The sequence below is a fragment of the Scytonema hankhaensis NUACC26 genome (assembly GCF_045865695.1).
In the GTDB taxonomy this organism is placed as follows: Bacteria; Cyanobacteriota; Cyanobacteriia; order Cyanobacteriales; family Nostocaceae; genus Scytonema.
In genome coordinates, this window is record NZ_BAACAP010000249.1 from 134820 (window position 1) to 160884 (window position 26065).

A 26065-nucleotide genomic window follows, 5' to 3' on the forward strand; every position below is an offset into this window, starting at 1 on the left:
TAACTAATGACAAATGACTAATGACAAATGACAATTGACAACTATTGAGTCAACATCATAACTTGCTCAAAATCAAAATTATCAACCAAAACTTTTAATGCTTGTCTCAAATATGTTTGTTCCTCTGAAATTTCTGCTATTAATCGAAAAATGAGTTCATCATTGCCTTGGCAAGCAGCATTGTGAAGTTGTACTACCCAATCTCTAGGCATACTTGCTATTTGCTCTGCCAAAGAAGTAGAACTAGAAATAAATGTACGATGAGATGACCCAATATCTCCATTCTGACAATCTTCTTTATAAAGATACTGCACGCCTAAATATTTGCTTATTTTTGCCAAGAGTTCTTTCTCTTGAAATGGTTTACTTAAAAGGTCATCGCAACCAGCGCTCAGTATTTTGTGTTTGTCTTCTTCAAAGGCGCTAGCTGTGAGGGCAATGATGATAGTTTTGGCTTGGAAGTTCCCGAACATTAATTGCTTTTCCCTTTCCTTAATCAATCTAGTTGCTTCATAACCATCCATCATTGGCATCCGCATATCCATAAAAATTAAGTGAGGTCGCCAGTTTTCCCAAATCGCTAGGGCTTCTTGTCCGTTGGTCACTTCTTGTACTTGGAAACCAATACTAGAAAGAAGTTTGACGAGTAGCAAACGGTTGGTTTGCCTGTCCTCAACAACTAAAATTTTATAAGACGGTTCTCCTAGAGCTAAACTAATAACTTGTTTGGGTGTCAACTCATTAGAAATATTTACTTGTTCTTCAGTTGTTTCTTGTGCCGAAATAGTAAAGCTGAACTGACTTCCAACGCCTAACGTGCTACTAACCCAGATTTGTCCCCCCATAATTTCTACAAATTTATAACTGATGGATAAACCCAAACCAGTTCCTTGTCCGGATTTTAGACCAGTTGTGGTTTGTCCAAAAGCTTGAAATAACCGCTCGAACTCTTCTTGGCGAATACCAAGTCCCGTGTCTATTACTTCAAATAAGATATAGAAAGAAGAAGAAAGGGGAAGGGGGAGAGAGGAAGAGACAGAGGGAAATACCTTGTTTTTGTATCCTTTTGTCCCTTTATCTCCTTCTAGTACTACGGAAATCCGCAATTTGACGCTTCCTTGTGAAGTAAATTTGATGGCATTATCAAGCAAGTTAATGAGTACTTGACGAAGTTTGCTCTCATCAGCTCTAATGTATTGAGGAACTTCTGTAGTGCGCTCAAAAATGAGGTGTAAATTTTTAGATTGTGCCTTGAGTGCTAGCATTCCCTCTAAGCTACTAAGCAATCGGTATAAGTCAAAGTAATTTTCATTTAACGTGACTCGTCCTGCTTCAATCTTGGACATTTGTAAAATATCGTTAATCAAGTCCAACAAATGTTCGCCACTACGATTGATGATTTTGAGATATTGCTGATATTCGGCAGATATAGAGTTGTTATGGTTCATAAGTTGCGTAAAGCCCAAAATGGCATTAAGCGGTGTTCTTAACTCATGGCTCATATTTGCTAAAAATTCGCTTTTAGCACGGTTGGCTGCATCAGCAGTTTCTTTGGCTGTTTTGAGTTCGGCGGATTGCTTTTGGGTTTGCTCTAAAAGTTCTGCTTGTTGAATGGCGACTCCTAACTGTGCTCCAATTTGAACGAGCATTTTAATTTCAGCTTCTTTCCATTGATAGGGACCAGAGTTTTGATATGTTGCTAACAGTCCCCACAGTTGATTGCTGCAATATATGGGAACTATAATGTAGGCGCGTGCTTGAAATTGTTCTAAGAATTCTACATAGCAACGGTCAAAGCCTGCTGTATAAATGTCTGGTACACATCGGTAACTTGTTCCAGAACGATAAATTCCACCTTGGTTCTCATATAGATAGGTGTCTTGTATGACTTCATTTGCATCGCCCATTTCTTTCACAGTGCAATTATCGCGTTCGATCGCATTCTGTGTAAGTTTTGGCTGATTTTTTTGAGATGATATCAGTTTTCGCCATCCTTGGGCTACTGATTCCGCAACAACTTCTCCACTCCAGTCTGGATTAAAACGATAAACCATCACGCGATCGCAATTCAACACTTGTCGCAGTTCTTGTGTTGTCGCACTAAAAATTTGCTTGATTTCTAGAGTTTGACGCATCCGTTGAATGACGAAGGCAATAGCCTTTTCTCGTTTTATACTTGAGGCGAGTAATTCTTCTGCTTGTTTTCTTTGAGTGATATCGCTTAAAGTACAAACAACCCTCTCAACACTTCCATCTTTGGCTATTTCGGGATCTGCATTGACAAGTAACCAACGTTCTTTTTGGCTTTGAGAATGCTTGATACCTACGACAACATTCTGAATTGAAGTTTTTAAAGCAATGGCTTGTTGCACGGGTAATTCTGTTTTTGAAAAGCTTGTACCATCTTCACGTAGCAATGACTGCTCGCCAAACACTTGGGGTTGTTTATTTTCTTCCTGAAGAGCGAGTAAATGAATAGCTGCTTGATTGCTAATGAGAATTTCTGCATTTGCGTTCAGCAATAAAACCCCCACCTGCATCTTTTGAATGAGTGTCCGGAAGCGCTTTTCACTCTCTTCCAAAGCTTGTTGCTGAAATAATTGAGCTGTTATGTATTGCTCTATTAAGGAAGTTAACAGGGCTAGGAGCAAAAGTAATAGTGTTGCAACTCCAATTATCGTAGCTAACTTTGACTGAGTGACTAGCGATGATGCTTGAACTGGCATATTGACAACTTGTTTAAAATGAGTTGCCCTCATTCCGGTATAGTGCATACCGCTAATGGCAACTCCCATTAATAAGGCGCTGCCAAGTTTTTGCCAAATCACTCCTTTCAATTGACGATTTTGCAGCCTAAACGCCAGCCATAGAGCAGCAAAAGAAGCAATTATTGCGATCGCAATTGATAAACTAACCAACCACCAGTCATACTTTATGCTTGCTTGAAGCCGCATGGCTGCCATACCCGTGTAATGCATACCCGCAATTGCAATTCCCATGCAAATGCCACCAGTGATAACAAGCGGTACATTGACAGATTGACTTAGCAACCACAAAGCCAGACCGGATGCTACAATCGAACACAGTAGCGAGAGCAAGGTTATCTTTAGATCGTAGTTAACAGGTTGAGGCAACTGGAAAGCTAGCATAGCAATAAAATGCATCGCCCAAATTCCAGCACCCATGACAATAGATCCCCCAAGCAACCATTGCAGTCGTCGCCATTTCGAGGCAAGGGTGACTCGACCCGACAAATCTAGGGCTGTGTATGAGGCGATCGCTGCAATTATGAAAGAAAGTATGACTAATGGTAAGTTATAAGTGCCTATTAATTCGGGGTACATATTTTTTTGAGAAATAAATTGAAATAATTACTTTTTTAAGCATATTAGATTAGCCTTTGGTCGGTCAATTTCCGATTTTTCACGCAGATTTTTTTTTATTAAAATATAATTCGGAGTTTTTTGAGAAAAAATGCGTAAAACAGCATCTTTGTCAACAAACACACTTAACTAAAATCAAATACGGAATTGTTGCACCAATTGGAAAGCTTTTGCCCGGTAAAATGTCAAATGCCATATGTTAGGAGTAACCCAATAAATCTTAATTGCACTGCACTACCAATCTTATCCTAACTGGTCATTGCTTCCTCACACAATCCTTATGTAAAATTCCCGATACCCACGGATGCCAAAAAATACTGTAATTTCTGATGCTGGAAATATTGCATCAGGGTAACAAGACAACATGGATTTAGCCACCTACTCTACTAATTTAAAGCTCTCTCAACTCCCTAAAGAACTGATAATAGAAGTGCAGGAATGTTTAAGCGATGGAGGTTACTTTGTAACCATTAATGGCATTGCTGACGCGGCTACACAGCAGGCATTTGCTGACTTTAAAACAGCATCGTACTTACAAGAGCCTGAATATCTCGGAGCGAGCACAGCTAAAGCATTACTGAAACTCAAGAACACTACCACCCCCCAACCTCAACTAGGATTGAACTACTTGAGATTAACCCGAACTCCGGAGAAAGACCAGTTTGGTTGCCAAGCCCTTAAACTCCAGTATTTTAAAAATGGTCAAGTGGTTGATGAAATAAATATGCGTTCGGGACAGCCATCAAAGCAGTACTTCCGCAAAGGAATAGATAGCATCTCAGGTAGTGGCGAACCTCTACCAGAAGGACGTTGGAGAATAGAAAATCTTTTTTGGGCTGGTGGTAAAGACAACTGGAATGCCAGTCACGGCGAGGGTATTGGTCCAGTTAGCGTTCCTTTAACTTATGATGGACCCGGTACAACGGGACGCTCTGCAATTGTCATTCATAACGACCACAATGCTAACCAAGGAAAATCTGGTTCTGTTGGATGTCCGGTTACTTATGAGTTAAACGACATGAGAAAAGTCGTTGCGTGGTTGCGCGATACCGATCCAAGATACTTATACGTAGATTGGAACCTTGGCAGTTGTCCCTCCGTATATGCAGTCCTTCAAGTTTCAAACAATCTTCCTCGTGTCGGAGTAGAACTTATCAGAAAGTTTGAAAGCTGTTTCCTTGATGCTTATCCCGACCCACTTTCAGGTAATGAACCTATCACAATAGGCTGGGGATGTACTATCAAGGAAGATGGATCTTCATGGCAGATTGGCGATCGCATCACTCAAGAGCGAGCAGATAAATTATTAATCTTGCAGCTAGGCGATCGGTACGTGAGAGATTTAGAACAAAGCGTTCCTTTTTGGGAACAGATGAATGAAAACCAAAAAGGAGCATTGCTCTGTTTTGGTTACAACTTAGGTAGTAAATTTATGACCGAGGGCGATTTTGATTCTATTCGTCGTATCCTCAAAAACAAGCAATGGGAAGAACTCCCCGCAATACTGTCCTTGTATCGCAATCCTGGAACCCATGTAGAACTAGGTTTAAAGCGTCGTCGGTATGCAGAAGGGTTAGTTTGGCAGGGTTTTAGCGTAGAAGAAGCTTACGGTAAAGCGATGGCGATTGTACAAATTAGCGAGCATCTCATTCCTGCTGCAAGAATAACACGATAGGAAATCTTTTAGTGAGTATTCCCCCATTTAATACTCTGTAGCTTCTCGTTCCCAGCCTCTGGCTGGGAACGAGGTGAGAGGTCGGACTGACTGTTCGTCAACAGCATCCTTAAAAGAAGTCGGGGGATCTAACTTTTCACAAATGATTTAGGATTGCATATCCTGTTCTGGTTTTTATACTTCTAGTATTTACTCCGAAACATCTCCTACTGAAGTTAGAGTTTAGAGGAACTAATATAGAAGGCACTGCTGAATATCGAGTTGCATTAGCTAACTAATAAAAATGAGTCTCAATATTGCCGAGTACCAATTTACGGAAGTCCTTTATGAAGATGCCAATACCAGAATTTATCGTGCTTTAAGGAAGACTGCACCAACTTGGGTAACGATCAAAACGCTCAAAGCGGAGTACCCAAGCATTAAACAACTCGCGCAATTAAGACACGAATATAACATCTTGCAAAACCTTGACATACAAGGAATTGTCAAACCCCTAGCCGAGGTCAGTTACAAAAATGGTTTGGCACTTATTTTGTCGGATTTTGGAGGAGAACCTTTAAAAAATTTGATTAATACAAGAAAAATTGAGTTAAAAAGTTTTTTGCAAATTGCAATTCAACTAGCATCAACTCTAGCTCAGTTACATCAAAATCATATTATTCATAAAGATATTCAACCCTATCATATTTTCATTAACATAAAAACAGGTCAAGTTCAAATTATAGATTTTAGGTTTTCATCTTTTCTGCTAACGGAAAATTCAACGATGGATAATTCCCATCTGCTTGAAGGCACTCTAGCCTATATGTCGCCAGAGCAAACGGGAAGGATGAACCGCTCCATTGACTATCGAACTGATTTTTACTCTCTAGGGGTCACTTTCTATGAATTGCTAACAGGACAACTACCGTTTCAAGCAACAGAGCCCTTGGAATTAGTTCATTGCCATATTGCTAGAACACCAATACCAGTTTGCCAAGTGAATCCTAAAATTCCCAAAGCAATTTCTGATATTGTCATGAAGTTATTAGCTAAGACTGCTGAAGAGAGATATCAAAGTGCTTTGGGACTCAAAGCTGACTTAGAAGAATGTCTGAGAAAATTAGAAACAACAGGAAAAATTGAAGATTTTCTTATCGGTCAGCTCGATTTGTACAGTCAATTTCTGATTCCTCAAAAACTTTACGGTCGCGAACAAGAAGTTACCGCTTTAATAAATGCTTTTAAGCGAGTTAGTCTTGGTGCAACTGAAATGATGTTAGTTAGCGGTTATTCAGGTATTGGTAAAACCTCTTTGGTGAATGAAGTTCATCAAGCAATTGTGTGCCAACAAGCATATTTTATTTCTGGTAAATTTGACCAATTTAAGCGAAATATTCCCTATGTTTCTTTAATTCAAGCTTTTCAAGAACTCACACGACAAATTTTAACAGAGAGTCATGAAAGAATAGCAATTTGGAAAACAAAAATTCTAAATGCTCTTAATTCTAACGGTCAAATTATTATTGATGTTATCCCTGAAGTTGAATGGGTTATTGGTCGTCAGCCAGAGGTTCCTCAATTAGGGCTAACCGAATCAAAAAACCGATTTAATAGGGTGTTTCAACAATTCATTCATGTTTTTTGCCAAAAAGAGCACCCACTCGTTATATTCTTAGATGATTTACAATGGGCAGACTTAGCTTCTTTAAAATTGATTCAAATGCTCATAAGTAACTTAGATAGCCAATATCTATTACTTATAGGAGCATATCGAGATAACGAAGTTAATGAATCCCATCCTTTGATGCTGATGTTAGAAGAAATTCAATCATTGGGTATAACTATTAACAATATTATACTTCAGCCTTTACTACTTTATCATGTCAACCAATTAATTAGCGAAGCTTTCCATACTGACGAAGAAAAGTCACAACCATTCTCTGAGTTAGTATTTAATAAAACTCAAGGAAATCCTTTCTTTTTAATTCATTTACTGAAATCTCTATCTCAAGAAGATTTATTAATATTTAATTTTAATGAAGGTTTCTGGCAGTGGGATATCGAGCAGCTTAAAGATATTGATATTACCGAAAATGTCGTTGATTTGATGGTTTCTAGGATTCAAAAACTGTCATTAAGAACCCAGAATGTCTTAAAGTTAGCTGCTTGTATTGGGGATAAGTTTACTCTCGATATTCTCAGTATTGTTAATCAAAAATCTTTATCAGAAACAGCTACAGATTTATGGGAATCTCTACAAGCAGGTTTAGTTTTGCCCTTGAGTCAGTATTATAAAATTCCCCTTCTATTTGATTCGGAAACAATAGAGACCGGGGACTGGGGGCTGGAGGCTGGACAAGAATCTTCCTCTTCACCAATCGCTAATCCCGAATTCCCAATCGCTTACAAGTTTTTACATGACCGAGTTCAACAAGCAGCTTATTCTCTAATTGCAGATTCACAGAAAAAGGAAACTCACTTAAAAATTGGTGATTTGCTACTACAAAATTTGACCCCTGAAGAACGAAGAGAAGATATTTTTGCTTTAGTCAATCAACTGAATTACGGTCAGGATTTATTAACTTTAGAGTCACAAAAATATGAACTGGCTGAACTCAATCTTATAGCTGGTCAGAAAGCAAAAGCAGCAACTGCTTATGACTCTGCTGTTCGTTATTTAAATCTAGGGTTAAAATTATTGCCTGCTTCTAGTTGGCAGAAACGTTATGAATTGGCGTTGAGTTTATATCAGGAAACTACCGAAGCAGTATTTCTTAATGGTGATTTTGAGTATATGGAGCAATTGGTTGAAGTTGTGCTACAACAAGCTAAAACTCAACTGGACAAAGTGAAAGTTTATGAGTTACGAATCAAAGCTTATGCAGTACAAAGAAAACTCCTTGAAGCGGTGAAGGTCGGTCTCCAAGCTTTGGAAATACTGGGAGTGGAACTGTCTGAATCGCCAACTCCTCTGGATATTCAGCGAGCAATTGAGGAAATAACGGCATCTTTGACCGATAGAAGTATAGAAGATTTAATTGATTTGCCATCTATGAGAGATGCAAATAAGTTAGCAGCTTTTCGGCTGATAGCAAGTTTGGTTCCTGCTGCCTATCAATTTGCACCTGCACTATTTATTTTGATGGCTTGCGAGCAAGTTAAGCTATCTATTCAAAATGGTAATGTTCCTCTGTCTGCTAGTGGGTTTGCTGATTATGGAGTTATTTTTGGTGGATTCTTGGAAGATATTGATACTGCTTATAAATTTGGACAATTAGCATTAGATTTATTAGAACGGTTAGATGCTCGCGAGGTCAGAAGTCAAACTTTATTTAAGGTTGCAACGTTCATACTCCATTGGAAACATCATGTTAGGGAAACCTTACCACTTCTAGAAGATGCTTACTCTAGTGGATTGGAACATGGAGATTTGATACATACTGGATATTCAGCAAGTAATTATTGTCAATATTCATATTGGAGTGGTTTTGAGTTAAATAGTCTCGAACAGGATATGGCTAGATATGGTCAAGCGATCGCTCTAGTTAATCAAGAATCTGCTTTAAAATTACATCAAATGTTTCATCAAGCAGTTTTTAATTTAATAAAAATTACTGAAAATCCTTGCCATTTACTTGGTGATGTTTACAATGAAGACCAATTTCTACCACTTCATATTCAATCTAACGAGCGCACGCTAGTTTACCATGTGTTTCTTAACAAATTAATCCTCTGTTATTTATTCAGTGAATTTTCTCAAGCTGCAGAAAATGCCATTAAAGCCGAACAGTATTTAGATGGAGTTAGAGGATGGTTAATTGTACCAATATTCTATTTCTACGATTCATTAGCACAACTTGCTATATATCGCTCAGTATCGCATTTACAACAAGAATACCTTTTAAGTAGAGTCATAAATAACCAGGAAAAAATACAAAAATGGGCAAAATATGCCCCTATGAACTTTCAGCACAAGTACGAACTTGTGGAGGCAGAAAAAGCACGAGTTTTAGGACAATGTTGGCAAGCAGCAGAGTTTTACGATCGCGCTATCAGTGGAGCTAAAGAACAGGGATATATTCAAGAGGAAGCACTCTCTAACGAACTAGCAGCAAAATTTTATCTTGAGCGTGGAAGAGAAAAAGTAGCACAGATTTATCTAACTGATGCTTATTATGGATATATGTGTTGGGGAGCAACGACAAAAGTTAAATATTTAGCTTCTAAATATCCACAGTTATTATCTCAATTTTACAATCAAAAAAATAGAATTTTAGAGATAAATAGTACAATTAATTCTACCACGACAAATAGCGAGAAAATTTTTGACTTAGCTGCTGTAATGAAAGCATCTTTGGCGCTTTCAAGTGAAATTGTTTTAGACAAATTACTTGCTAAATTAATGCAAATCGCAATTGAAAATGCTGGTGCAGAATCAGGAGCTTTTATTTTAGAAAAAGCAGGAGAGCTATTTATAGAAGCGACGAGAAATTACGGTCAAAGTGAAATCATAGTGAAGCGAGCAATTCCCGTATCTTCCAGTCAAAACATACCAACATCTATCATTAATTACGTGTATCGAACTCATGAAAATGTTGTTTTAAATAATGCAACTTCTGAGAAAGTTTTTGCAGCAGATGATTATATCATTACTTATCAACCAAAATCTATTTTATGCACGCCAATTATTAATCAAGGTAAACTGATTGGCATTCTTTATTTAGAAAATAACTTGATTACTGGAGCATTTACACCAGAGCGTTTAGAAGTTTTACAACTTTTATCTTCTCAAGCTGCAATCTCAATTGAGAATGCACGTTTGTATAATGATTTAGAAGATTCCAATCGAACTCTAGAAACAAAAGTACAAGAGCGTACCTTAGAGCTACAAGTAAAAAATTCACGCTTGCAACAAGAAATTCGCGATCGTCAACGAGCAGAAGAAGTAGCTGCATCTGCCAACCAAGCTAAAAGCGAATTTCTTGCAAACGTGAGTCATGAACTTCGCACACCGCTTAATGGTATATTAGGTTACACTCAAATTTTTCAGAAAGATAAAAGTTTAACAGATAAGCAAACGAAGGGTATAAACGTTATTCATCAATGTGGCGAACACCTACTAACACTCATCAACGATATTTTAGATCTCTCTAAAATTGAAGCGCGGGAAATGGAGCTTTACTCTAAGGAGTTTAATTTTCCAGAATTTCTTGAGAGTATTGTCCAACTTTATCGTCTCCGTACCGAACAAAAGAAAATTTCATTAATTTACCAAACACCTTCTCCCCTACCAATAATTATTCGAGCTGATGAAAAACGATTGCGTCAAGTTTTAATGAATTTACTGAGCAATGCTATCAAGTTTACGGAAAAAGGCAGTATAACTTTTACGGTAGAGGGATTGGGGAATTCGGAGCCCCCTCTGGGGATAAGGGGCAATGGGGACTGGGGAATGGGGACTAGGGACTGGGGAATGAGGACTGGGGAACTCGGGGCCCCCTCTGGGGATAAGGGGCAATGGGGACTGGGGAATAAAGACAAGGAGGACAAGGTAGCACATTCTCCCTTGTCTACCCAATCCCCAATCGCCAATTCCCAATCGCCAACCCCTAAAATTCGCTTTCAGGTTGAAGATACGGGTATTGGCATTCCGCTAGAGCAATTAGAGGAAATATTTTTGCCATTTAAGCAAGTTGGGGAACATAGCCGCAAGACTGAGGGAACGGGGTTAGGTTTGACAATTAGCCGTCAATTGGTTCAGATGATGGGCGGGGAACTGAAGGTGGAGAGTACTTTAGGTAAAGGTAGTATTTTTTGGTTTGATTTGGAGCTACCCGAAATTACCCTTCAATCTAGTGTCAACAGTGTTCAGACAAATATTATTGGTTATTTAGGCGCTAGGCGAAAAGTTTTGGTTGTAGATGACAAATGGGCAAATCGTTCTGTTTTAGCAAATTTACTACAGCCTTTAGGGTTTGAAGTTGCAGAAGCAACAGATGGCTTAGATGGTATTCATAAAGCACGGGAATTTGAGCCAGATATTATTTTTATGGACTTAGTGATGACAGTGATGGATGGTTTTGAGGCTACCCGTCGCCTCAAGATGTTACCAAACTTCCAAGATATAGTTGTGATAGCTGTATCTGCTAGTGTTTTTGAATTCGAGCGACAGCAAAGCCGAGAAGTGGGTTGCGATGATTTTCTTCCCAAACCGATTAAAAAAGCTGAGCTTTTAGAAAAATTAAGAATTCATTTGGCTCTGGAATGGGTTTATGAAGAAATAAATAACAACGTACAACTGAATACTCCCACTTCCCAAATCGCTGATACTCAATCCCTTGTGACTCCACCAGCAGAAGAACTAGCGCTTTTGCTTCATTTAGCAATGAAAGGCGATCTTAAAAGCATTGCTAAACGAGCCGTAGAATTAGAGAAATTGGACGAGCAATATGTACCTTTTGCTACTTATTTACGTCAATTGGTGAAAGAGTTTAAAAGCAAACAAATCCTGGAATTTTTGAGAAGGATTTAGTGAAACTACACCTGTGGTGCAAAAACTAAGCCTACAAATTGAGTGGAATTTTAGAGCGAAAAGGGAGTAAAGAAGGCTTTAGTCAGACCTTCATGACTTATACTTCATCAAACGCGGAAACGACTTGATAAGTACAATTCCTCCAATCAATACAAAAACTAAACTTGTACTGGTAATGATAACTGGCAAAAACCATAGTTCAAACCAGGAGTCGATGGAGGCTTCCTTTGGATTTTGAGGACTATACCGTACTTCTACTTGCTGACCTAAAGTAAATGCTGGTGGGTTGCTACCCCCTGCTTCAAAAATTGTTGGTTCGCCAGAGTTGGTAGTAAATCTCACCACTGGATGGTAAAGAAACGAAGAGTTACCATCGCTATCAGTTGATAAACGCTCCACTAATGTAATGACTGTTCCTTGTGTTAGTATTGACGTGTTTACGAAGGAATGAGTACTTACTCCAGTCATTATACCTATAGCAGCAAATAGACTACCAATACCCGCAAATATTGAACCGAATATACGAAAGAACTGAACATCTTCATTCATATTAAAGTATTGAAAACTTAAACTGGGTAAAGTTTGTGACACTATATCTTATATTGCTCATTCACTGGAGACTATTTCGCAAAAGATGAAATAAATTTTTTATCCATAATACTACTTTAAATACATTACGTATAAAAATTTACACATTTTTACAACATTCTTGAGTTAAGAGTAAAGTTGGAACCAATTTGAACAGCCATTTCCAGTTCAAAATCTTCGAGTTCTTCTACTTTCTGGGCGTTGCTCGTACCGTAAATTTGAGATAATCGTCCTGTTTGTGCTAACACGTTTCGCACTTCTAAATTAGAAATTTCCGCAAGGTTTCGCTGTTGTGCGATCGCAATTCCTGCAGCAATTCCCACTCCCTGACCGACACCACAGTTAAATTCTACTATTCTTCCAGGAAGACAAGCATAACCAACAAATCCAGATGCGGGACTAACCACTGCCAAATTAGGTACATCTTTAATCAATGCATGTTGAATGCCAATATTAAATAACGGTGGATGCTCTAACACCTTGCGATCGAAACCTTTTTCAGTTGCTTTAAGAGCTAAACCTTCTATTTCATTGCGAGTATTAAAATGATAGCCAAAGGTTCCTAAAGCTTCTCTTTCCGGTACGCCACCTGCTAGCATTTCATATCCACACAGAGGTTTCACTGCTCCTAAAATATTACCTGCATGGGGAATACACAATTCTGGTGCGTGCTTAACTTCAGAAGCACCAATGCTTTCAAACCACTTTCTCACAAACAGTATCTCATTGAGCATTTCTAATGTTGGTTTGGCTTTAGCCCGTGCGAGTCCTTCTGCTTGTTCGGCGTTGACTTTATATAACAATCCATTCCAAGACAATCGACCTTTAGACAAAATTGTGACTTTACCTTTGTCAAAAATAGCATTGCCAGATTCTAAGTCGATAGGTGTTCCTCTAACAGCATGATAGGCAATAGATATCGCTCTACTCCGTATATCTATATAATCTTTGCCTACTATCATTGTTTTGAGATTACCTTCTTCATCTAGCAAATCTTCTCTTAACTGTTTTGCGATCGCTGCATTACCACCTGCTGCAATATCTATCCACTTTCTCGCGTCTGGATCGACTGGATTTGTTAGAAATTGCAAATAATTTAACTCTAAACTCTGGATTTTTTCAAGACTTAACCCGTAAGTTTCAAAAACTAAAGTCACGGCTAATTCTGAATCTGGCAAACCAAAAGTTTGAAATCCCTTGAGTTTTTTCACTCCGCATGAAAACGCAAATTCCGCATTAACCGTGCAATCAATAAACTGTTTACCCAAATAAGTCTCATCTTTAGTAAGTTTGATCCCCTTGATTTTTTTTCCTTCCGCGATCGCAAAGTCAATCTCTATATTACTCTCTATATCCACATGCGCTTCATACAACATCTCTCGCAAAACAGCATCTGCTTTGTCTGGATCGAGAGCATACTGTTCCACCCCCGCCCGTTGCAAGAACTCCTGATAAATTGCAGGAGGATCGCCAAACATTTCTAAATCTAGTGATTGGTGAATTGCAGGAGGTACGATACAACGATTGAGATAAGACCATCGACCTCGTACTAAATGACCCCCGATCCCAACCTTAGCATTTCCTTTAAACAGGAGTAGAGTTCGGGGATATTGATTCTTTTGACGGTAGTATTCCCTAACCGCACAAACTAAGGCAAGAATGCCAGGAACTTCATCTCCGAAGCAGATAATGTCGTAAGTGTGAACTGTGTTCGGGATACTGACATGAGACATAGTATTTTCAAGGGATAACTCTTGTCTTGGAGCCTTGGTGACTCACAGCTACAGCATACACTTTATTTCTTGCTAGCGTGTTTTTTACTATACTTTTCTCAGTAGTTGCGATAAATATTATCATGCTTGACGCAATTCTAAAAACAAGTTAAAAATCAAACGTATAACATATCAATGCACCCTGCACCCTTTTACTAAAGGTTCGGGGTCAATAGGTATGGGTAACTCCAAGATTCCTTTTCTATTTGTACATAGATAAATTTCCCATGACTCAACTGACCGCGCAAGAAAAGAATGCTGTTACCGATATTCCCAAAAGAGGAATGCCTGTGACCATCATTACGGGATTTTTAGGAAGTGGCAAAACCACACTCTTGAATCAAATCCTAAAAAATAAACAAAACTTAAAAGTCGCTGTACTTGTGAATGAGTTTGGTGACATCAATATTGACAGCCAGTTACTCGTTTCTGTAGACCAAGACATGGTAGAGCTAAGTAATGGCTGTATTTGTTGTACGATTAATGATGGATTAGTCGATGCAGTTTATAGAGTTTTAGAACGAGAAGAACGCATAGATTATTTAGTCATAGAAACAACAGGTATTGCCGATCCCCTACCAATTGTTCTGACATTTCTAGGAACAGAACTCAGAGATCTGACAAACTTAGATTCTATCTTGACTGTTGTTGATTCAGAAGCTTTTGACTCCGAACACTTCCAAAGTGAAGCGGCGTTGAAACAGTTAACATATGGAGATATTATTCTTCTCAATAAAACTGACCTTGTTACACCAAAAAAGCTACAAGAACTAGAAGCATACATCCATAATGTCAAAGTAAGTGCAAAAATTCTGCACTCTACATATGGTCAAGTACCTTTAGCATTAATTTTAGGCGTAGGTTTGAATGCAAACGATGTCTGTAGTTTTGAAGATGACACTCACGAGCATCACCACCATCACGGTAATCACTCCCATCATTTAGAAAATGATGGATTTATGTCAATTTCCTTTCAAAGCGATCGCCCTTTTGATGTTAACAAATTTGAAGCATTTCTCACAGAAGATATGCCAGCAGGAGTCTTTCGAGCAAAAGGCTTTCTTTGGTTCAATGATAGTGAATTACGCCATATCTTTCAACTTAGCGGACCTCGTTACCATTTATATGCTGATGAATGGACAACCGCACCTAAAAATCAGTTAGTTGTAATTGGCAGAAATTTAAATAGACAAGAAATTACATCACTGCTGAATAAATGTTTGGTAACAGTTAGTAGTTAGTGGTTAGTAGGGGCGCAAGGCATTGCGCCCGTACATTGGTTAGTAGTAAATTTTTCAACTAACTACTAACTACTAACCACTATCAACTATCAACTATCAACTAACCCTCATTTAACACCCACCAGCCCAAGTAACCCATTTATGAGATAAGCCAGTGTATGTCTTACTACTGCTCATTTCATTCTCAGCTACGGTAACTCCGCTCAAGTCTGCACCATTCAATTCAGCTTCATTTAAATTGCTACCAATTAAATTTGCCTGACTGAGGTTAGCCCCACTGAAATCTGCACCACTCAATTCAGCTTCGCTAAGATTAGAACCACACAAATTTGCTTTAACTAAATTGGCACTCCGTAAATCGCCTCGACTCAGGTTAGTTCTTTCCAAATTAATATTAATTAAGTCAGCACCAATTAAGTTGACTTCACTTAAGTTAGCAGCCATAAGGTTTGCGCCACTCAGATCGGCATCTGTTAAATTTGCGCGGCTTAAATCGCAACCACTTAGATCTGCACCCGTGAGATTTGCGCCACTTAAATCTGCTCCGCCAAAGTTTGCACCACGTAAATCAATATCGCTGAGATTTGCTTGATGCAAATTCATACCATTAAAATCCCGTTCTCCTGCTGCATATCGACTCAGGAGTTGATTAACGTCCATATTGTCCGCCTCGCAATTAGTGAATGAAGAAATTTCCTCTTAAACCACACTAGAGAAAATTACTGAGTTGCTAGCAACTTGAATTCTGAGAATGCATTTATAGTATTATTTATTTTGATATATTTTTTTGATTTCAGAGCATTCCCTTAATGGAACTACACTTAATATATGAATACAATTGATATCAATTAGTTACATTTTTTATCTTAAACGTAGATGTTTTCAGAATAAAAGATAAAAAAATTATTTTTTTTATAAAACGTAGTTATTGGCAAAAGTCTATATTTTATTATAAATTGTAATATAAAAATAAGATAATATCCTTACGGTCATGACACAATTAGATTCCAAGCACACTCCTCATCGAGGAAAACTATTTCCAGAACGTACTATTTCAGATGAAGAAAAAGCAAAACACCAGTTAGAGATAGAAGTGTTTTATCAGCGTTGTCGCCCAATTTTTGAACGTCTCCGACCCTTGTTAATTGAGAAGCATAAGAATTGGTTCATCGTCATTGAGCCTGAGAGTGAGGAGTATTTCCTTGATAAAGAGCGTGCGATCGCCTTTCCTAGTTTGCTGAAGTACAAATTTATCTGCGTCCATCTGCTACAGGCTGCGGTTAATTATTTCTTACTATATCTAAACCTAACATCTAATCGAATTGTTGGGTTTCGTTCCTCAACCCAACCTACTTGTATAACTCAACATCTAATCGAATTGTTGGGTTTCGTTCCATGGTGAATTTCAACATTGGCTCAAATTGTTGGGTTTCGTTCCTCAACCCAACCTACTTGCATAACTCAACATCTCAACCAGAATTTTTTCAATTTCTTGATTGATGAGTTGATTTCCCTGTAAATTCAAGTGAATGTGGTCGTGATATAAAGCCTTAGGAGATTGAGTCGAATTAAATACTGGCAAAAAGTCTATATAATTTATTTTTTGTTCTTGACAAAACTTACTAAGACGATCGCGTGACTTAATTTCGTAATCTCTCGGTCCCGGTTCGCCAATTTCTCGTAACAGAGGAGTCATCACGAGTAGAAATCCACTGTTTGCTTGACGTGCAAATTCATGAATTTTCCCAATAGCTTCCAAATTAATACCCACCCTATCGCCGCCTTCTTTCTGTACAGCTTCTAACTCCGAAATTGGCTGCGGTTTTAAGACATAACGGTTAAAGACTTCCACCAAAGCAAGAGGTGGTTTTCGATCTGGATAGTTGCGATCGCGTCCTACTGGTAAAGAGGTAGGAGCCGTTGCAAACAAATCATCCGTATTAATAACCAACACCACAACTTTAGCATGAAAATTCCCAAACCTTTGCAGATAAGCTAATTCATTTCTCGGACCCCAAGAGTTAGCAGAAGCATTGAGAACTTCCACTTGTGAGAAACGACGAGCAATAGCTGATGGTAGGGAATGACTCATTAAGCTAGAAATGGTCTTATCCTGGTCAGTCCACCATCCTCCGTTCACAATAGAATCACCCAATAACAGTATTCGTAGGGTAGAAGATGGAAGAGACTTTTGTACTGGTGCGCCCCGCATGGAATACTCATTAATTTCGATACGATTGCCAAAGCGCTTGGTATGCTGATTCGGGGCTAATAAATAGCCAATTTGTTCATCTGTAACGTAAGTGAGGGGATTGCCAAAACCAAACAACCAGCGCAATCCTACCTCCAGAACAACAAATAATCCCACAACCACCGCTAAACTGACAACTAGAACAACTTTCACCACCACAAACCTCCCTAGTAAATTTTTGTAAACAATAATCAGATACAAAGAGTTCCAACTTACACTATTTTTTTCAAAAGTTCCAAGTAATATCCTGTATAAAAGAAACTGCCCTATCTTTGGGTATAAGTAAATATGTCGATGTCAACGCTACTAAATTTGAATCATAATGATTAGCAGAAAGTTTGCGAAAAATGCAAACCGAACGATTAAAATCGAGTCAATCGAATTATATGGAGTAGGCTGATAAAGCTATGTCCGACTTAAATCGAGGAATCATGAAATTCGATGGCGCTGATTCCCCAAGAGTAGTCACCACCTTCTCCGTGGTACTCCTGGGAGCGATAGCAGCGCTCATCATTTGGGCGCTTCAAGCCGCCTATGCAGTCCACTAATTTTTATTTAGCGGACTCTCGACAATTGAGAAGCTAAGTTATCCTTAAGAGGTCATCTCGAACCGACTTCCTCGCTGTTTTCAATCGCAGGTGTTAAGTTCGGGATGACTGGTAGCTTAAGTTTTATCGTTCGACGAACGACTGACTAAAGCTCATGGATAAGATTGCGATCCGACTATTGTAATTTTATAAATTTAGGAAAATTTTAAATTTCAGATTTTAGATTTTGGATTAACAATAAATCTAAAATCAGAATTAAAAATGCTAGAACTCTGGGGTATTGTAATTATCTGTATTATCTGCCCCCTCCTAGGTGCGCTACCGCTTATTGCCTGGATTACCCAAGCCCTAGCTAGGCGGAAGATAGCACAATTGGGGACAGGCAACATTGGTGTCTCATCTGCCTTCTACCACGGTGGTACGTTGGTAGGTGTGCTGGCAGTCTTATCGGAAGCGATTAAGGGTATTGTAGCGGTCTTACTTGCCCGTGCTATTTTCAAAGATGGCTCGGCGTGGGAGTTAGTTGCTTTAATTGCCTTAGTATTAGGTCGATACATAGCAGGTCGAGGTGCGGGTACGACTAATGTGGTTTGGGGATTTGCCATACACGATCCCCTAGCAGCAACATTTGTATTTTTGCTAGCTAGTGTTAGTTTTACGATTGTACGCTCCAGACAACTGGCAAAATTTGGTATTTTAATTTTGTTTCCACTGATTGTGGGGATATTGCACAGCGAAGATCCGTCTCACGTTGTCGCTGCTGTGGCGCTAGCAGTTTTACTGGGTTGGATTTACAAACAAATGCCTGATGATTTGAATTTACCAATCGAACAGGCGCAACCAGACACGCAAGCAGCATTTAAATTTTTTCGAGGCGAACAAGATATTTTAACTCTGGATGACGATTTAAATGCTAGTTTGGTCGGACAAAAGGCGGCTAGACTTGCAGAAGTGAAGCGATGGGGTTATCAAGTCCCAAAGGGATGGGTACTGGCTCCTTATGACGATCCCGAACCGTTAATAGAGTTGCTTCAGCCATCGCGTTTATTTCCTCTTGTCGTTCGTTCCTCAGCTATAGGTGAAGATACCGAACAGGCTTCAGCAGCAGGTCAGTATGTCTCGGTGTTGAATGTGACAACCAAAAAGGAATTGCGCGATGCGATCGCACGCTGTCAGGCTTCCTACAATAGTTTATCAGCAGAGCAATACCGTAGCGATCGCGGAGTGTACAATGGAGCAATGGCAGTCCTCGTTCAGCAACAAGTACAAGGAGTCTACTCTGGAGTTGCTTTTACCCGCGATCCCATTACTAAGCAAGGAGATGCTGTCGTCATTGAAGCACTTCCAGGAAATGCAACTCAGGTGGTTTCTGGACGAACTACGCCAGAACAGTATCGCGCTTACATTACCGATACAGATAACCTGACTTCCATAGAACTAGAAGGTCAAGGCAGCATTCCAGCAGCTTTAATCAAGCAAGTTGCATATCTATGTCGGCGGATAGAGCAACGTTATCATGGAATTCCTCAAGACATAGAATGGACTTTTGACGGTCAAACTCTCTGGGTACTACAAGCACGCCCCATAACAACACTGCTACCAATTTGGACTCGGAAAATCGCAGCAGAAGTTATTCCCGGACTGATTCGTCCACTCACTTGGTCGATTAATCGCCCGTTAACTTGTGGTGTTTGGGGAGGAATTTTTGCATTGGTTTTGGGCGAACGTTCCGTAGGGTTAGATTTCAACAAAACAGCGACTTTGCACTACTCCAGAGCTTACTTTAACGCTTCGTTGTTGGGAGAAATTTTCCAACGTATGGGTTTACCTCCCGAAAGTTTGGAATTCCTGACACGGGGATCAAAAATGAGTAAGCCTGCGGTAGATACAACTTTACGAAACTTACCTGGATTGATACGGCTGATTTGGCGGGAAATCTGTTTAAAAATGGATTTTCAATGGGACAACCGCAAGCGGTTTGCTCCTGCTTTGTCTCAGTTAAACCAGGAGTCAGTAGAAGACCTCGATCCAGTGAAGTTAGTCGCCAGAATAGAAGATATTTTGGAGTTGCTCCGTCGTGCCACCTACTATAGTATTATGGCTCCTCTAAGTACGGCATTGCGGCAAGCAATGTTTCGAGTCAAAGATGAGGAACTCGATAATAGCAAGACTCCAGAAATAGCGGCGTTGCGAAGTCTCCAAAAATTGGCTGCTTCTTCCCGAAGAATTATGCCTGAGTTAGATGCAGATAAAGCATTTGAGGAGTTAGAGCAAACACCTGAAGGACAAGAGACTATCGCACAATTTGAGAAGTTGCTGAGTCAATACGGTTATTTGAGTGAAGTAGGAACCGATATTGCTATTCCCACTTGGAAGGAAGAACCATCAGCAGTCAGAAATTTGTTTGTACAGTTCCTACAGTTACCCGAACCAGCACCCCCCAAGCCACTAGGTAAGAAAAAAAGAGGTTTTGTACAAAGCCGTGTCGATCTAAAGGGGCGAGTGACTGAGGTATACTCCCGACTTTTAGCTGAATTGCGTTGGTGTTTTGTTGCTTTAGAACAGGTATGGTTAAAATCGGGTTTGCTTGAAGAACCAGGAGATATATTTTTCCTAGATTTTGATGAAGTACGGCGTCTTGTTGAAGATTTCGAGCCTGATTTTGTCGATCGCTTACACGACTTGGTAAAATGGCGACGAACTGACCTCGACCACGATCGTCAGTTAGAGCCAGTACCTTTGTTAGTTTACGGTAACGATCCCCCAAAATTTCCTTTCCGAAGTGCGATCGCATTACCCGATCGAGTTCTGCAAGGGATTCCTGCGAGTCCGGGACAAGTGGAAGGCAAAGTGAAGGTGTTGCGAGACTTACAAACCGTCGTAGATGTTGATAAGGATACGATTCTAGTAGTTCCTTATACTGATTCCGGATGGGCTCCTTTGTTAGTTAGAGCGGGTGGATTGATTGCTGAAGCAGGTGGAAGGCTTTCTCATGGAGCCATTATTGCTCGTGAATACGGAATACCCGCAATTATGGACGTTAAAAGTGTAACATGGATACTGCAAGATGGTCAGAGAGTAAGGATGGATGGATATAGGGGTATCGTAGAAATATCTGACGATTTGAGACCAGAACAAGAACCAGAATGATATTTACTTCTCTCAATGACTTACCAGAAGAACCCGTTTCTCACAATCCTGAAATTAAGAAAAAGGTCATGCTTCGGCTTGGGGATTTACCCCACCTGACTAACTTTTCTCAATCTCGTTTTGCTCCCGGACAAACTTCCCCAGCTCACGCACATTATGATATGTGTGAGGTCTTCTTTGTGGAATCAGGCTCTGGATTTATTCGCGTGAGCGATAAGCTGGGTACAGCTTGCGCTTCGCTCACGCGAATACCCTCTCGTTCCAGGAAGTTGTGTTGCTGTGGAACCGGGAGAATTTCATGAAGTCGTGAATAGCGGTTCTACTGAATTAGTTTTAACCTATTTCGGATTGAGAGTCGAAAAATGATCGTGAAAAACCGCGCACTACTGTTAGTTAATAGCCAAGCCCGTCAAGGAGAAAAACGCTTAGCAGAAGCAATTCGTTGTCTTGAAGAATTGGGTTTAGTTTTGATTCAAGAAACCACCCAAAAACCACAAGATCTCCAAGAAATGATTCTCCGCTACCAAAAAGAAGTCGATTTAGTCATTATTGGTGGTGGTGATGGAACCCTCAATGCGGCGGTAGATGCTTTAGTTGAGACTCGTTTACCACTGGGAATTTTACCTTTAGGAACTGCTAACGATCTAGCTCGAACATTGAGCATTCCCAACTCCATATCAGAGGCGTGCAAAGTTATTGCTAAAGGAGAAATCGCACGCATTGATTTAGGCGTAGTCAATGACAAGCACTTTTTTAACGTTGCTAGCATGGGATTGAGCGTACAAATTACCCAGAAACTGACAAAAGAAGCTAAGCGACGATGGGGAATATTCGCCTATATTGTGACTGCTTTAGAAGTCATTTGGGAATCGCGACCTTTTAAGGCTGAAATTCATATAAATGGTCAATCAATTCGCGTGAAAACTGTGCAAATTGCCGTAGGTAATGGTCGTTATTATGGTGGTGGAATGGCAGTAGTTCATGATGCCACCATTGACGATCGCAGATTGGATTTGTATAGTTTAGAAATTCGACACTGGTGGCAAATCATTCCCATCATACCCACAATGCGGCAAGGGCGACACATTCATTGGTCTGGAGTTCGTTCTCTTTCAGGTGAAGAAATTGAAGTGTATACTCGTAAACCTCGTCCTATCAATACTGATGGCGAGATTACAACATATACTCCGGCTCATTTCCGCGTTCTTCCTCAATCTTTAAGTGTATTAGTTCCATCAGTAAACAGTGACCAGTGACCAGTGACCAGTGACCAGTGACCAGTGACCATTTGCTCAAGCTCAATGCATCTTAAGTTTTCTCAAGATATTAAGTCTCTGCTACAACGGTTATCCGAACAGCCGCTCAGTCTAGGTGATATTTTGGCTGAAACCTCAGAGCGAGGATTTTGCCTGGTGATTATATTATTGGTATTACCTTTCTTATTTCCTATACCGCCCGGTTTAACAGGTCCCTTTGGTGGTGCTGGTTTGATATTATCAGTACAGATGGCTTTGGGAAGGCGATCGCCTTGGCTACCGCGAAAAATAGCTAAGTATAAATTTCCTCGCGCTTTTGCTGAAATACTTCTACGAAACTTGGGACGAGTCACTAGATTGTTAGAAAAAATTACCCGTCCCAGGATGGCAAAAATTGCAGACCATCCTTTTATTTGGAGATTTAATGGGCTTTGTATTTCTTGGTTAATTCTTCTTTTGATTTCACCAATTCCTCTAACTAATCCCATTCCTACCGTTGGAATATTGCTTTTAGCAGTAGCTACGATAGAATCTGATGGATTATTAATGTGTGTTGGTTATGTTTTTACTATTTTAATAAGCTTATTCTTTGGATTTATTTTTTACGCTTTGTGGATGGCTCCAAGTTTATTGCCTCAAATCTTTAGATAGAAAAACCCTCAGCCACAGACTGAGGGCGGCAATTAGGGTGCATCTACCATCTCTATATCCCCTTCATCTCTCTCTGCCTCCGGAAAGAATAAAAAACTGGAACTGGAAATAGATATTGTTAACGGGAGATAAGTTTAGTAAGATCTTAAATTTTGTAAGAAATCACAGGTATACCTATCTTGCGGGTAATTCATAAATGAAGCAGCACCGAGGAGAATAGAGTCATCAGTTTCTCAACAACAAGGAATAGTTTGAGATGCGAGCCGATAGTTTTTGGAAGCTTGTACTACTGCTTCCCATGATTACAGCGTGTAGCTCCCAACCCTCTGCAAGAGATTTGGCAAAAGAGCTAGAAACAATTGCCTCTTGGACGGCTACAGCCCAAATGGTTGGTGAAGCAAGGCTCAAAGGTTCCGTTCCAACAGTTTATGCTAAGCAAACGCTGCAAACGACTCAAAAAGAACTGGACAAGGAATCTAAAACTGTGGCGAAAGTTGCTCCAGCACAAGCCAGAACGAAGGTAATTGAACAGTTTCAACAGCTTCAACAATCAGTCGTTAGCTTAGAGAAAGCTGTAGAAACTGACGATCGCACAACCTTAACCCATTCTCTCGCTCGGCTATCAACTCAAAAACAGGCTCTCGAGCGCCTCATGAAAACAAGCGGGGAGCAGCTATGAAGGCTCAGAAACTCCTCCAAGTAACGCTCGGCATTCTAACTAGTATAGGAGGTTTTCTGGATGTCGGAGCGATCGCAACTGCTGCAGAAGCTGGAGCATCCTTTGGGTTTCAGCTCCTTTGGGCGATCGTCCTTGGTACGATTTGCGTAATTGTACTGGTGGAAATGTCAGGACGGTTAGCAGCCGTCAGCAAACACACGCTCGTTGATGCCGTTCGCGAACGTCTGGGATTTACATTTTATATTCTTCCATTCATTGCTGAAATTGCCACAGATTTTTTAGTTTTGGCTGCTGAAATCGGTGGAGTTTGTATTGCTCTTCAGCTTGTTACAGGTATCAGCTTTCAGTGGTGGGCGTTTCCCGTTGCGTTTGCTGCTTGGTTACTAGTTTGGAAAGGTAACTTTGACGCGATTGAGGACGGCACCTCTCTACTAGGATTAGTAACATTGGTCTTTGTTGTTGCCACCTTTAAACTTCATCCGAATTTGTCGCAACTTGGTGTTGGATTATTACCAACTTTACCGCGTCACGATACTGCTCACTATTTATTCATTGCGGTTGGCATTTTAGGTGCATTAATTAGTCCTTACCTGTTCTATTTCTACTCGTCCGGTGCTGTAGAAAACCATTGGACTGAGAAGGATCTTGGGATCAATCGCATCGTAGCAGGAATTGGGATGAGTTTTGGCAGTTTGGTATCTTTGGGAGTTCTGATTGTGTCAGCGCTGGTACTCGGTCCCAGGGGAATTGAAGTCGATCGCTACGAGCAGGTGGCACTAGTACTGACTGCACCATTTGGTATTTGGGGCTTTTACCTATTCGCCGCATCACTAGCGATTACCTGCTTTGGTGCTATTGTAGAAGTCACCCTCGATATTGGGTATGTGACAGCACAATCCTTTGGCTGGAATTGGGGTGAAAATCTTCGTCCGAAGGATGCAGCTCGGTTTAGCACCCTCTACACTGTCTTTCTTTTTGCGTCGGCAACATTGATCGCGATCGGTATCGATCCCCTAAAGCTTACCCTCTTTACAATGGCGATTACAGCAGCCATTCTGCCGCTTGTAGTTTTTCCCTTTCTGATTTTGCTTAATGATGAATCCTATGTAGGTCAACATCGTAACGGTTGGTTTAGTAACGCCTTGGTAATTGGTGTTATCGGAGTATCGTTTATTCTGGCAATCATTGCCATTCCATTGGAAATTTATGTAGAAGTCTTTGGAGGCTGAGATGGATATTATCCGGGATGTACTGGACAATCAATTGGTCGATCGCGATCGACACAAAATGGGTCGAGTCGATGGCATTGTGGTTGAGTTGCGCGATGACCAACCCCCTCGTCTCGCTTATATTGAAGTTGGGATGACCGTTCTGGCTCGTCGCCTGCATCCCCGTTTAGAACAATGGGTTGCAGCCATTCAGTCAAAGTGGGGTGCCAAGCATAGCGAACCATTCCGAATTCCCTGGTCAAAGGTGTTGGATGTGGGAATTGATGTTGATGTCGATCTTGATGCTCGCGAGACACCAGCCCTAGCATATGAGAACTGGCTGCGGGAAAATATCATTGAACGCATTCCAGGAGGTAAATAATGGCAACTCGCGAAATTCATTTAGAAAAACTACTGGGTAGAAAAGTTGTCGATTCCCAAGGAAAACCAATCGGAAGAATTGAGGAAGTTCGAGCAGAACAACAAAACGGCGAATGGGTGATCCAAGAATATCTCATTGGTCCTGCTGCAATCTTGGAGCGTTTATCTGCCTGGACAATTGGCTTGGGTGTCTTGCGTCTACTTGGAGCGCGTAAGATCCATGGGGGGGGATATCGAGTTGTGTGGAACGAGCTGGATTTATCAGATCCCAAGTCGCCCCGTTTGCGCTGTACCCTTGAGAATCTCAAGGAAATCAGCAACCCTCTTGAAAGGGCACATCAACCACATTCATCGGAATCTAAAAGTACAAATTCTTAAACAAACTCTTTTCACCTATCTCGCCATAGCTAGATGAAGTTAGTTGAATGAATACTAACATCTTGCCAGTAACTCTTCGCGAGACAGCTGTAGTAGCAAACGAGTATATTCCTCAGTTGGAAGTCGTAACAATGATGGAATGATACCAGCAAGCTGTTCGTCTAATTCCCCAAAACGAACTTTGAGAAGGTTCTCAACGACAAGACGCTGCCCCTGCTCAATTCCTTGCTCGAGTCCGCGACGCTCAGTCTGTTGCTCCCACTCTAAGTAAGCTTGTGATAATGTCATAAGTAACCTCCGCTCTTCTTCATCAATCTCACCACTGATTTCTATATTAATCTTCCAAGTTGAGAGCAACTTTAACACTGCCGAACGTTGCGGATTTTCCAC

The 26065-nt window shown here is 40.2% G+C and carries 17 protein-coding genes and 2 pseudogenes; 13 read left to right on the forward strand and 6 right to left on the reverse strand.

The genetic code is table 11. The annotated features are described in order from the left end of the window. Positions 1-41: 41 nt before the first annotated feature. The gene (locus ACKTT2_RS46660) at positions 42-3344 is read right to left on the reverse strand and encodes an MHYT domain-containing protein (RefSeq protein ID WP_407899601.1); all 3303 of its coding nucleotides are present in this window, start codon (positions 3342-3344) and stop codon (positions 42-44) included. A gap of 403 nt (positions 3345-3747) precedes the next feature. Here ACKTT2_RS46660 and ACKTT2_RS46665 point away from each other — a divergent pair, with 403 nt between their 5' ends. Together ACKTT2_RS46665 and ACKTT2_RS46670 are read left to right on the forward strand one after the other, a co-directional pair. Then, a complete protein-coding gene (locus ACKTT2_RS46665; protein WP_407899604.1) occupies positions 3748-5058 on the forward strand; it encodes a lysozyme in 1311 nt (436 codons plus the stop codon). A gap of 283 nt (positions 5059-5341) precedes the next feature. After that, positions 5342-11572, forward strand: coding sequence for a hybrid sensor histidine kinase/response regulator (locus ACKTT2_RS46670; RefSeq protein WP_407899606.1), 6231 nt, complete (start codon positions 5342-5344; stop codon positions 11570-11572). Positions 11573-11662: 90 nt separating this feature from the next. On the opposite strand, the gene ACKTT2_RS46675 is transcribed toward ACKTT2_RS46670, so the two are convergent. Both ACKTT2_RS46675 and ACKTT2_RS46680 read right to left on the reverse strand, forming a co-directional pair. Continuing rightward, positions 11663-12121 (reverse strand): DUF3592 domain-containing protein, encoded by a 459-nt coding sequence (locus tag ACKTT2_RS46675; protein WP_407899608.1) that lies wholly within the window; start codon positions 12119-12121, stop codon positions 11663-11665. Between the two features lie 149 nt (positions 12122-12270). Next, a complete protein-coding gene (locus ACKTT2_RS46680) occupies positions 12271-13893 on the reverse strand; it encodes an FAD-dependent oxidoreductase (protein ID WP_407899610.1) in 1623 nt (540 codons plus the stop codon). 266 nt (positions 13894-14159) lie between these two features. On the opposite strand from ACKTT2_RS46680, the gene ACKTT2_RS46685 reads away from it, so the two are divergent. Beyond that, on the forward strand, positions 14160-15173 hold the full coding sequence (locus ACKTT2_RS46685; protein WP_407899612.1) for a CobW family GTP-binding protein: 1014 nt from the start codon (positions 14160-14162) through the stop codon (positions 15171-15173). A 111-nt stretch (positions 15174-15284) separates the two neighbouring features. Here the strand turns inward: ACKTT2_RS46685 and ACKTT2_RS46690 are convergent, their stop codons facing one another. Further along, positions 15285-15833: a pentapeptide repeat-containing protein gene (locus ACKTT2_RS46690; protein ID WP_407899614.1), complete on the reverse strand. Its 549-nt coding sequence runs from the start codon at positions 15831-15833 to the stop codon at positions 15285-15287. Positions 15834-16164: 331 nt separating this feature from the next. Between ACKTT2_RS46690 and ACKTT2_RS46695 the strand changes: the two genes are divergently transcribed. Further along, entirely contained in the window at positions 16165-16575 is a 411-nt protein-coding gene (locus tag ACKTT2_RS46695) for a hypothetical protein (protein ID WP_407899616.1), read from the forward strand. Positions 16576-16611: 36 nt separating this feature from the next. Here ACKTT2_RS46695 and ACKTT2_RS46700 read toward each other — a convergent pair whose 3' ends face one another. Beyond that, the gene (locus ACKTT2_RS46700; protein WP_407899635.1) at positions 16612-17577 is read right to left on the reverse strand and encodes an SGNH/GDSL hydrolase family protein; all 966 of its coding nucleotides are present in this window, start codon (positions 17575-17577) and stop codon (positions 16612-16614) included. Between the two features lie 254 nt (positions 17578-17831). On the opposite strand from ACKTT2_RS46700, the gene ACKTT2_RS46705 reads away from it, so the two are divergent. The 9 genes and pseudogenes from ACKTT2_RS46705 to ACKTT2_RS46745 all read left to right on the forward strand — a co-directional run bounded on the left by ACKTT2_RS46705 (position 17832) and on the right by ACKTT2_RS46745 (position 25675). Further along, positions 17832-17972, forward strand: coding sequence for a hypothetical protein (locus ACKTT2_RS46705; RefSeq protein ID WP_407899619.1), 141 nt, complete (start codon positions 17832-17834; stop codon positions 17970-17972). A 261-nt stretch (positions 17973-18233) separates the two neighbouring features. Then, positions 18234-21122: a glycerol-3-phosphate acyltransferase gene (locus ACKTT2_RS46710; protein WP_407899621.1), complete on the forward strand. Its 2889-nt coding sequence runs from the start codon at positions 18234-18236 to the stop codon at positions 21120-21122. Further along, positions 21119-21488 (forward strand): annotated as a pseudogene (locus tag ACKTT2_RS46715) (cupin domain-containing protein). The gene ACKTT2_RS46710 and the pseudogene ACKTT2_RS46715 overlap by 4 nt, the downstream one beginning before the upstream one ends. A gap of 2 nt (positions 21489-21490) precedes the next feature. Next, positions 21491-22378 (forward strand): lipid kinase, encoded by an 888-nt coding sequence (locus tag ACKTT2_RS46720; RefSeq protein WP_407899637.1) that lies wholly within the window; start codon positions 21491-21493, stop codon positions 22376-22378. A 45-nt stretch (positions 22379-22423) separates the two neighbouring features. Next, positions 22424-23029 carry an exopolysaccharide biosynthesis protein gene (locus ACKTT2_RS46725; RefSeq protein WP_407899639.1) on the forward strand — a complete coding sequence of 202 codons (606 nt, stop codon included), beginning with the start codon at positions 22424-22426 and terminating at the stop codon, positions 23027-23029. A 256-nt stretch (positions 23030-23285) separates the two neighbouring features. After that, the gene (locus ACKTT2_RS46730) at positions 23286-23708 is read left to right on the forward strand and encodes a hypothetical protein (protein WP_407899623.1); all 423 of its coding nucleotides are present in this window, start codon (positions 23286-23288) and stop codon (positions 23706-23708) included. Beyond that, a complete protein-coding gene (locus tag ACKTT2_RS46735) occupies positions 23705-24937 on the forward strand; it encodes an Nramp family divalent metal transporter (protein WP_407899625.1) in 1233 nt (410 codons plus the stop codon). Before ACKTT2_RS46730 ends, ACKTT2_RS46735 begins: the two co-directional genes overlap by 4 nt. Before the next feature lies 1 nt (position 24938). Further along, positions 24939-25298 (forward strand): hypothetical protein, encoded by a 360-nt coding sequence (locus ACKTT2_RS46740; RefSeq protein ID WP_407899627.1) that lies wholly within the window; start codon positions 24939-24941, stop codon positions 25296-25298. Next, positions 25298-25675: a hypothetical protein gene (locus ACKTT2_RS46745; protein WP_407899629.1), complete on the forward strand. Its 378-nt coding sequence runs from the start codon at positions 25298-25300 to the stop codon at positions 25673-25675. Before ACKTT2_RS46740 ends, ACKTT2_RS46745 begins: the two co-directional genes overlap by 1 nt. Positions 25676-25729: 54 nt before the next feature. On the opposite strand, the pseudogene ACKTT2_RS46750 reads toward ACKTT2_RS46745, so the two are convergent. Beyond that, positions 25730-26065, reverse strand: a pseudogene (locus ACKTT2_RS46750) (flagellar assembly protein H); the annotation flags it as partial.

Coding starts and splice junctions, on each gene's coding strand:
- ACKTT2_RS46695 (WP_407899616.1), top strand. CDS start 16,165: ATGACACAATTAGATTCCAAGCACACTCCTCATCGAGGAAAACTATTT.
- ACKTT2_RS46730 (WP_407899623.1), top strand. CDS start 23,286: ATGCGAGCCGATAGTTTTTGGAAGCTTGTACTACTGCTTCCCATGATT.
- ACKTT2_RS46690 (WP_407899614.1), bottom strand. CDS start 15,833: ATGGACGTTAATCAACTCCTGAGTCGATATGCAGCAGGAGAACGGGAT.
- ACKTT2_RS46745 (WP_407899629.1), top strand. CDS start 25,298: ATGGCAACTCGCGAAATTCATTTAGAAAAACTACTGGGTAGAAAAGTT.
- ACKTT2_RS46665 (WP_407899604.1), top strand. CDS start 3,748: ATGGATTTAGCCACCTACTCTACTAATTTAAAGCTCTCTCAACTCCCT.
- ACKTT2_RS46685 (WP_407899612.1), top strand. CDS start 14,160: ATGACTCAACTGACCGCGCAAGAAAAGAATGCTGTTACCGATATTCCC.
- ACKTT2_RS46710 (WP_407899621.1), top strand. CDS start 18,234: ATGCTAGAACTCTGGGGTATTGTAATTATCTGTATTATCTGCCCCCTC.
- ACKTT2_RS46725 (WP_407899639.1), top strand. CDS start 22,424: ATGCATCTTAAGTTTTCTCAAGATATTAAGTCTCTGCTACAACGGTTA.
- ACKTT2_RS46705 (WP_407899619.1), top strand. CDS start 17,832: ATGTCCGACTTAAATCGAGGAATCATGAAATTCGATGGCGCTGATTCC.
- ACKTT2_RS46680 (WP_407899610.1), bottom strand. CDS start 13,893: ATGTCTCATGTCAGTATCCCGAACACAGTTCACACTTACGACATTATC.
- ACKTT2_RS46660 (WP_407899601.1), bottom strand. CDS start 3,344: ATGTACCCCGAATTAATAGGCACTTATAACTTACCATTAGTCATACTT.
- ACKTT2_RS46735 (WP_407899625.1), top strand. CDS start 23,705: ATGAAGGCTCAGAAACTCCTCCAAGTAACGCTCGGCATTCTAACTAGT.
- ACKTT2_RS46740 (WP_407899627.1), top strand. CDS start 24,939: ATGGATATTATCCGGGATGTACTGGACAATCAATTGGTCGATCGCGAT.
- ACKTT2_RS46675 (WP_407899608.1), bottom strand. CDS start 12,121: ATGAATGAAGATGTTCAGTTCTTTCGTATATTCGGTTCAATATTTGCG.
- ACKTT2_RS46670 (WP_407899606.1), top strand. CDS start 5,342: ATGAGTCTCAATATTGCCGAGTACCAATTTACGGAAGTCCTTTATGAA.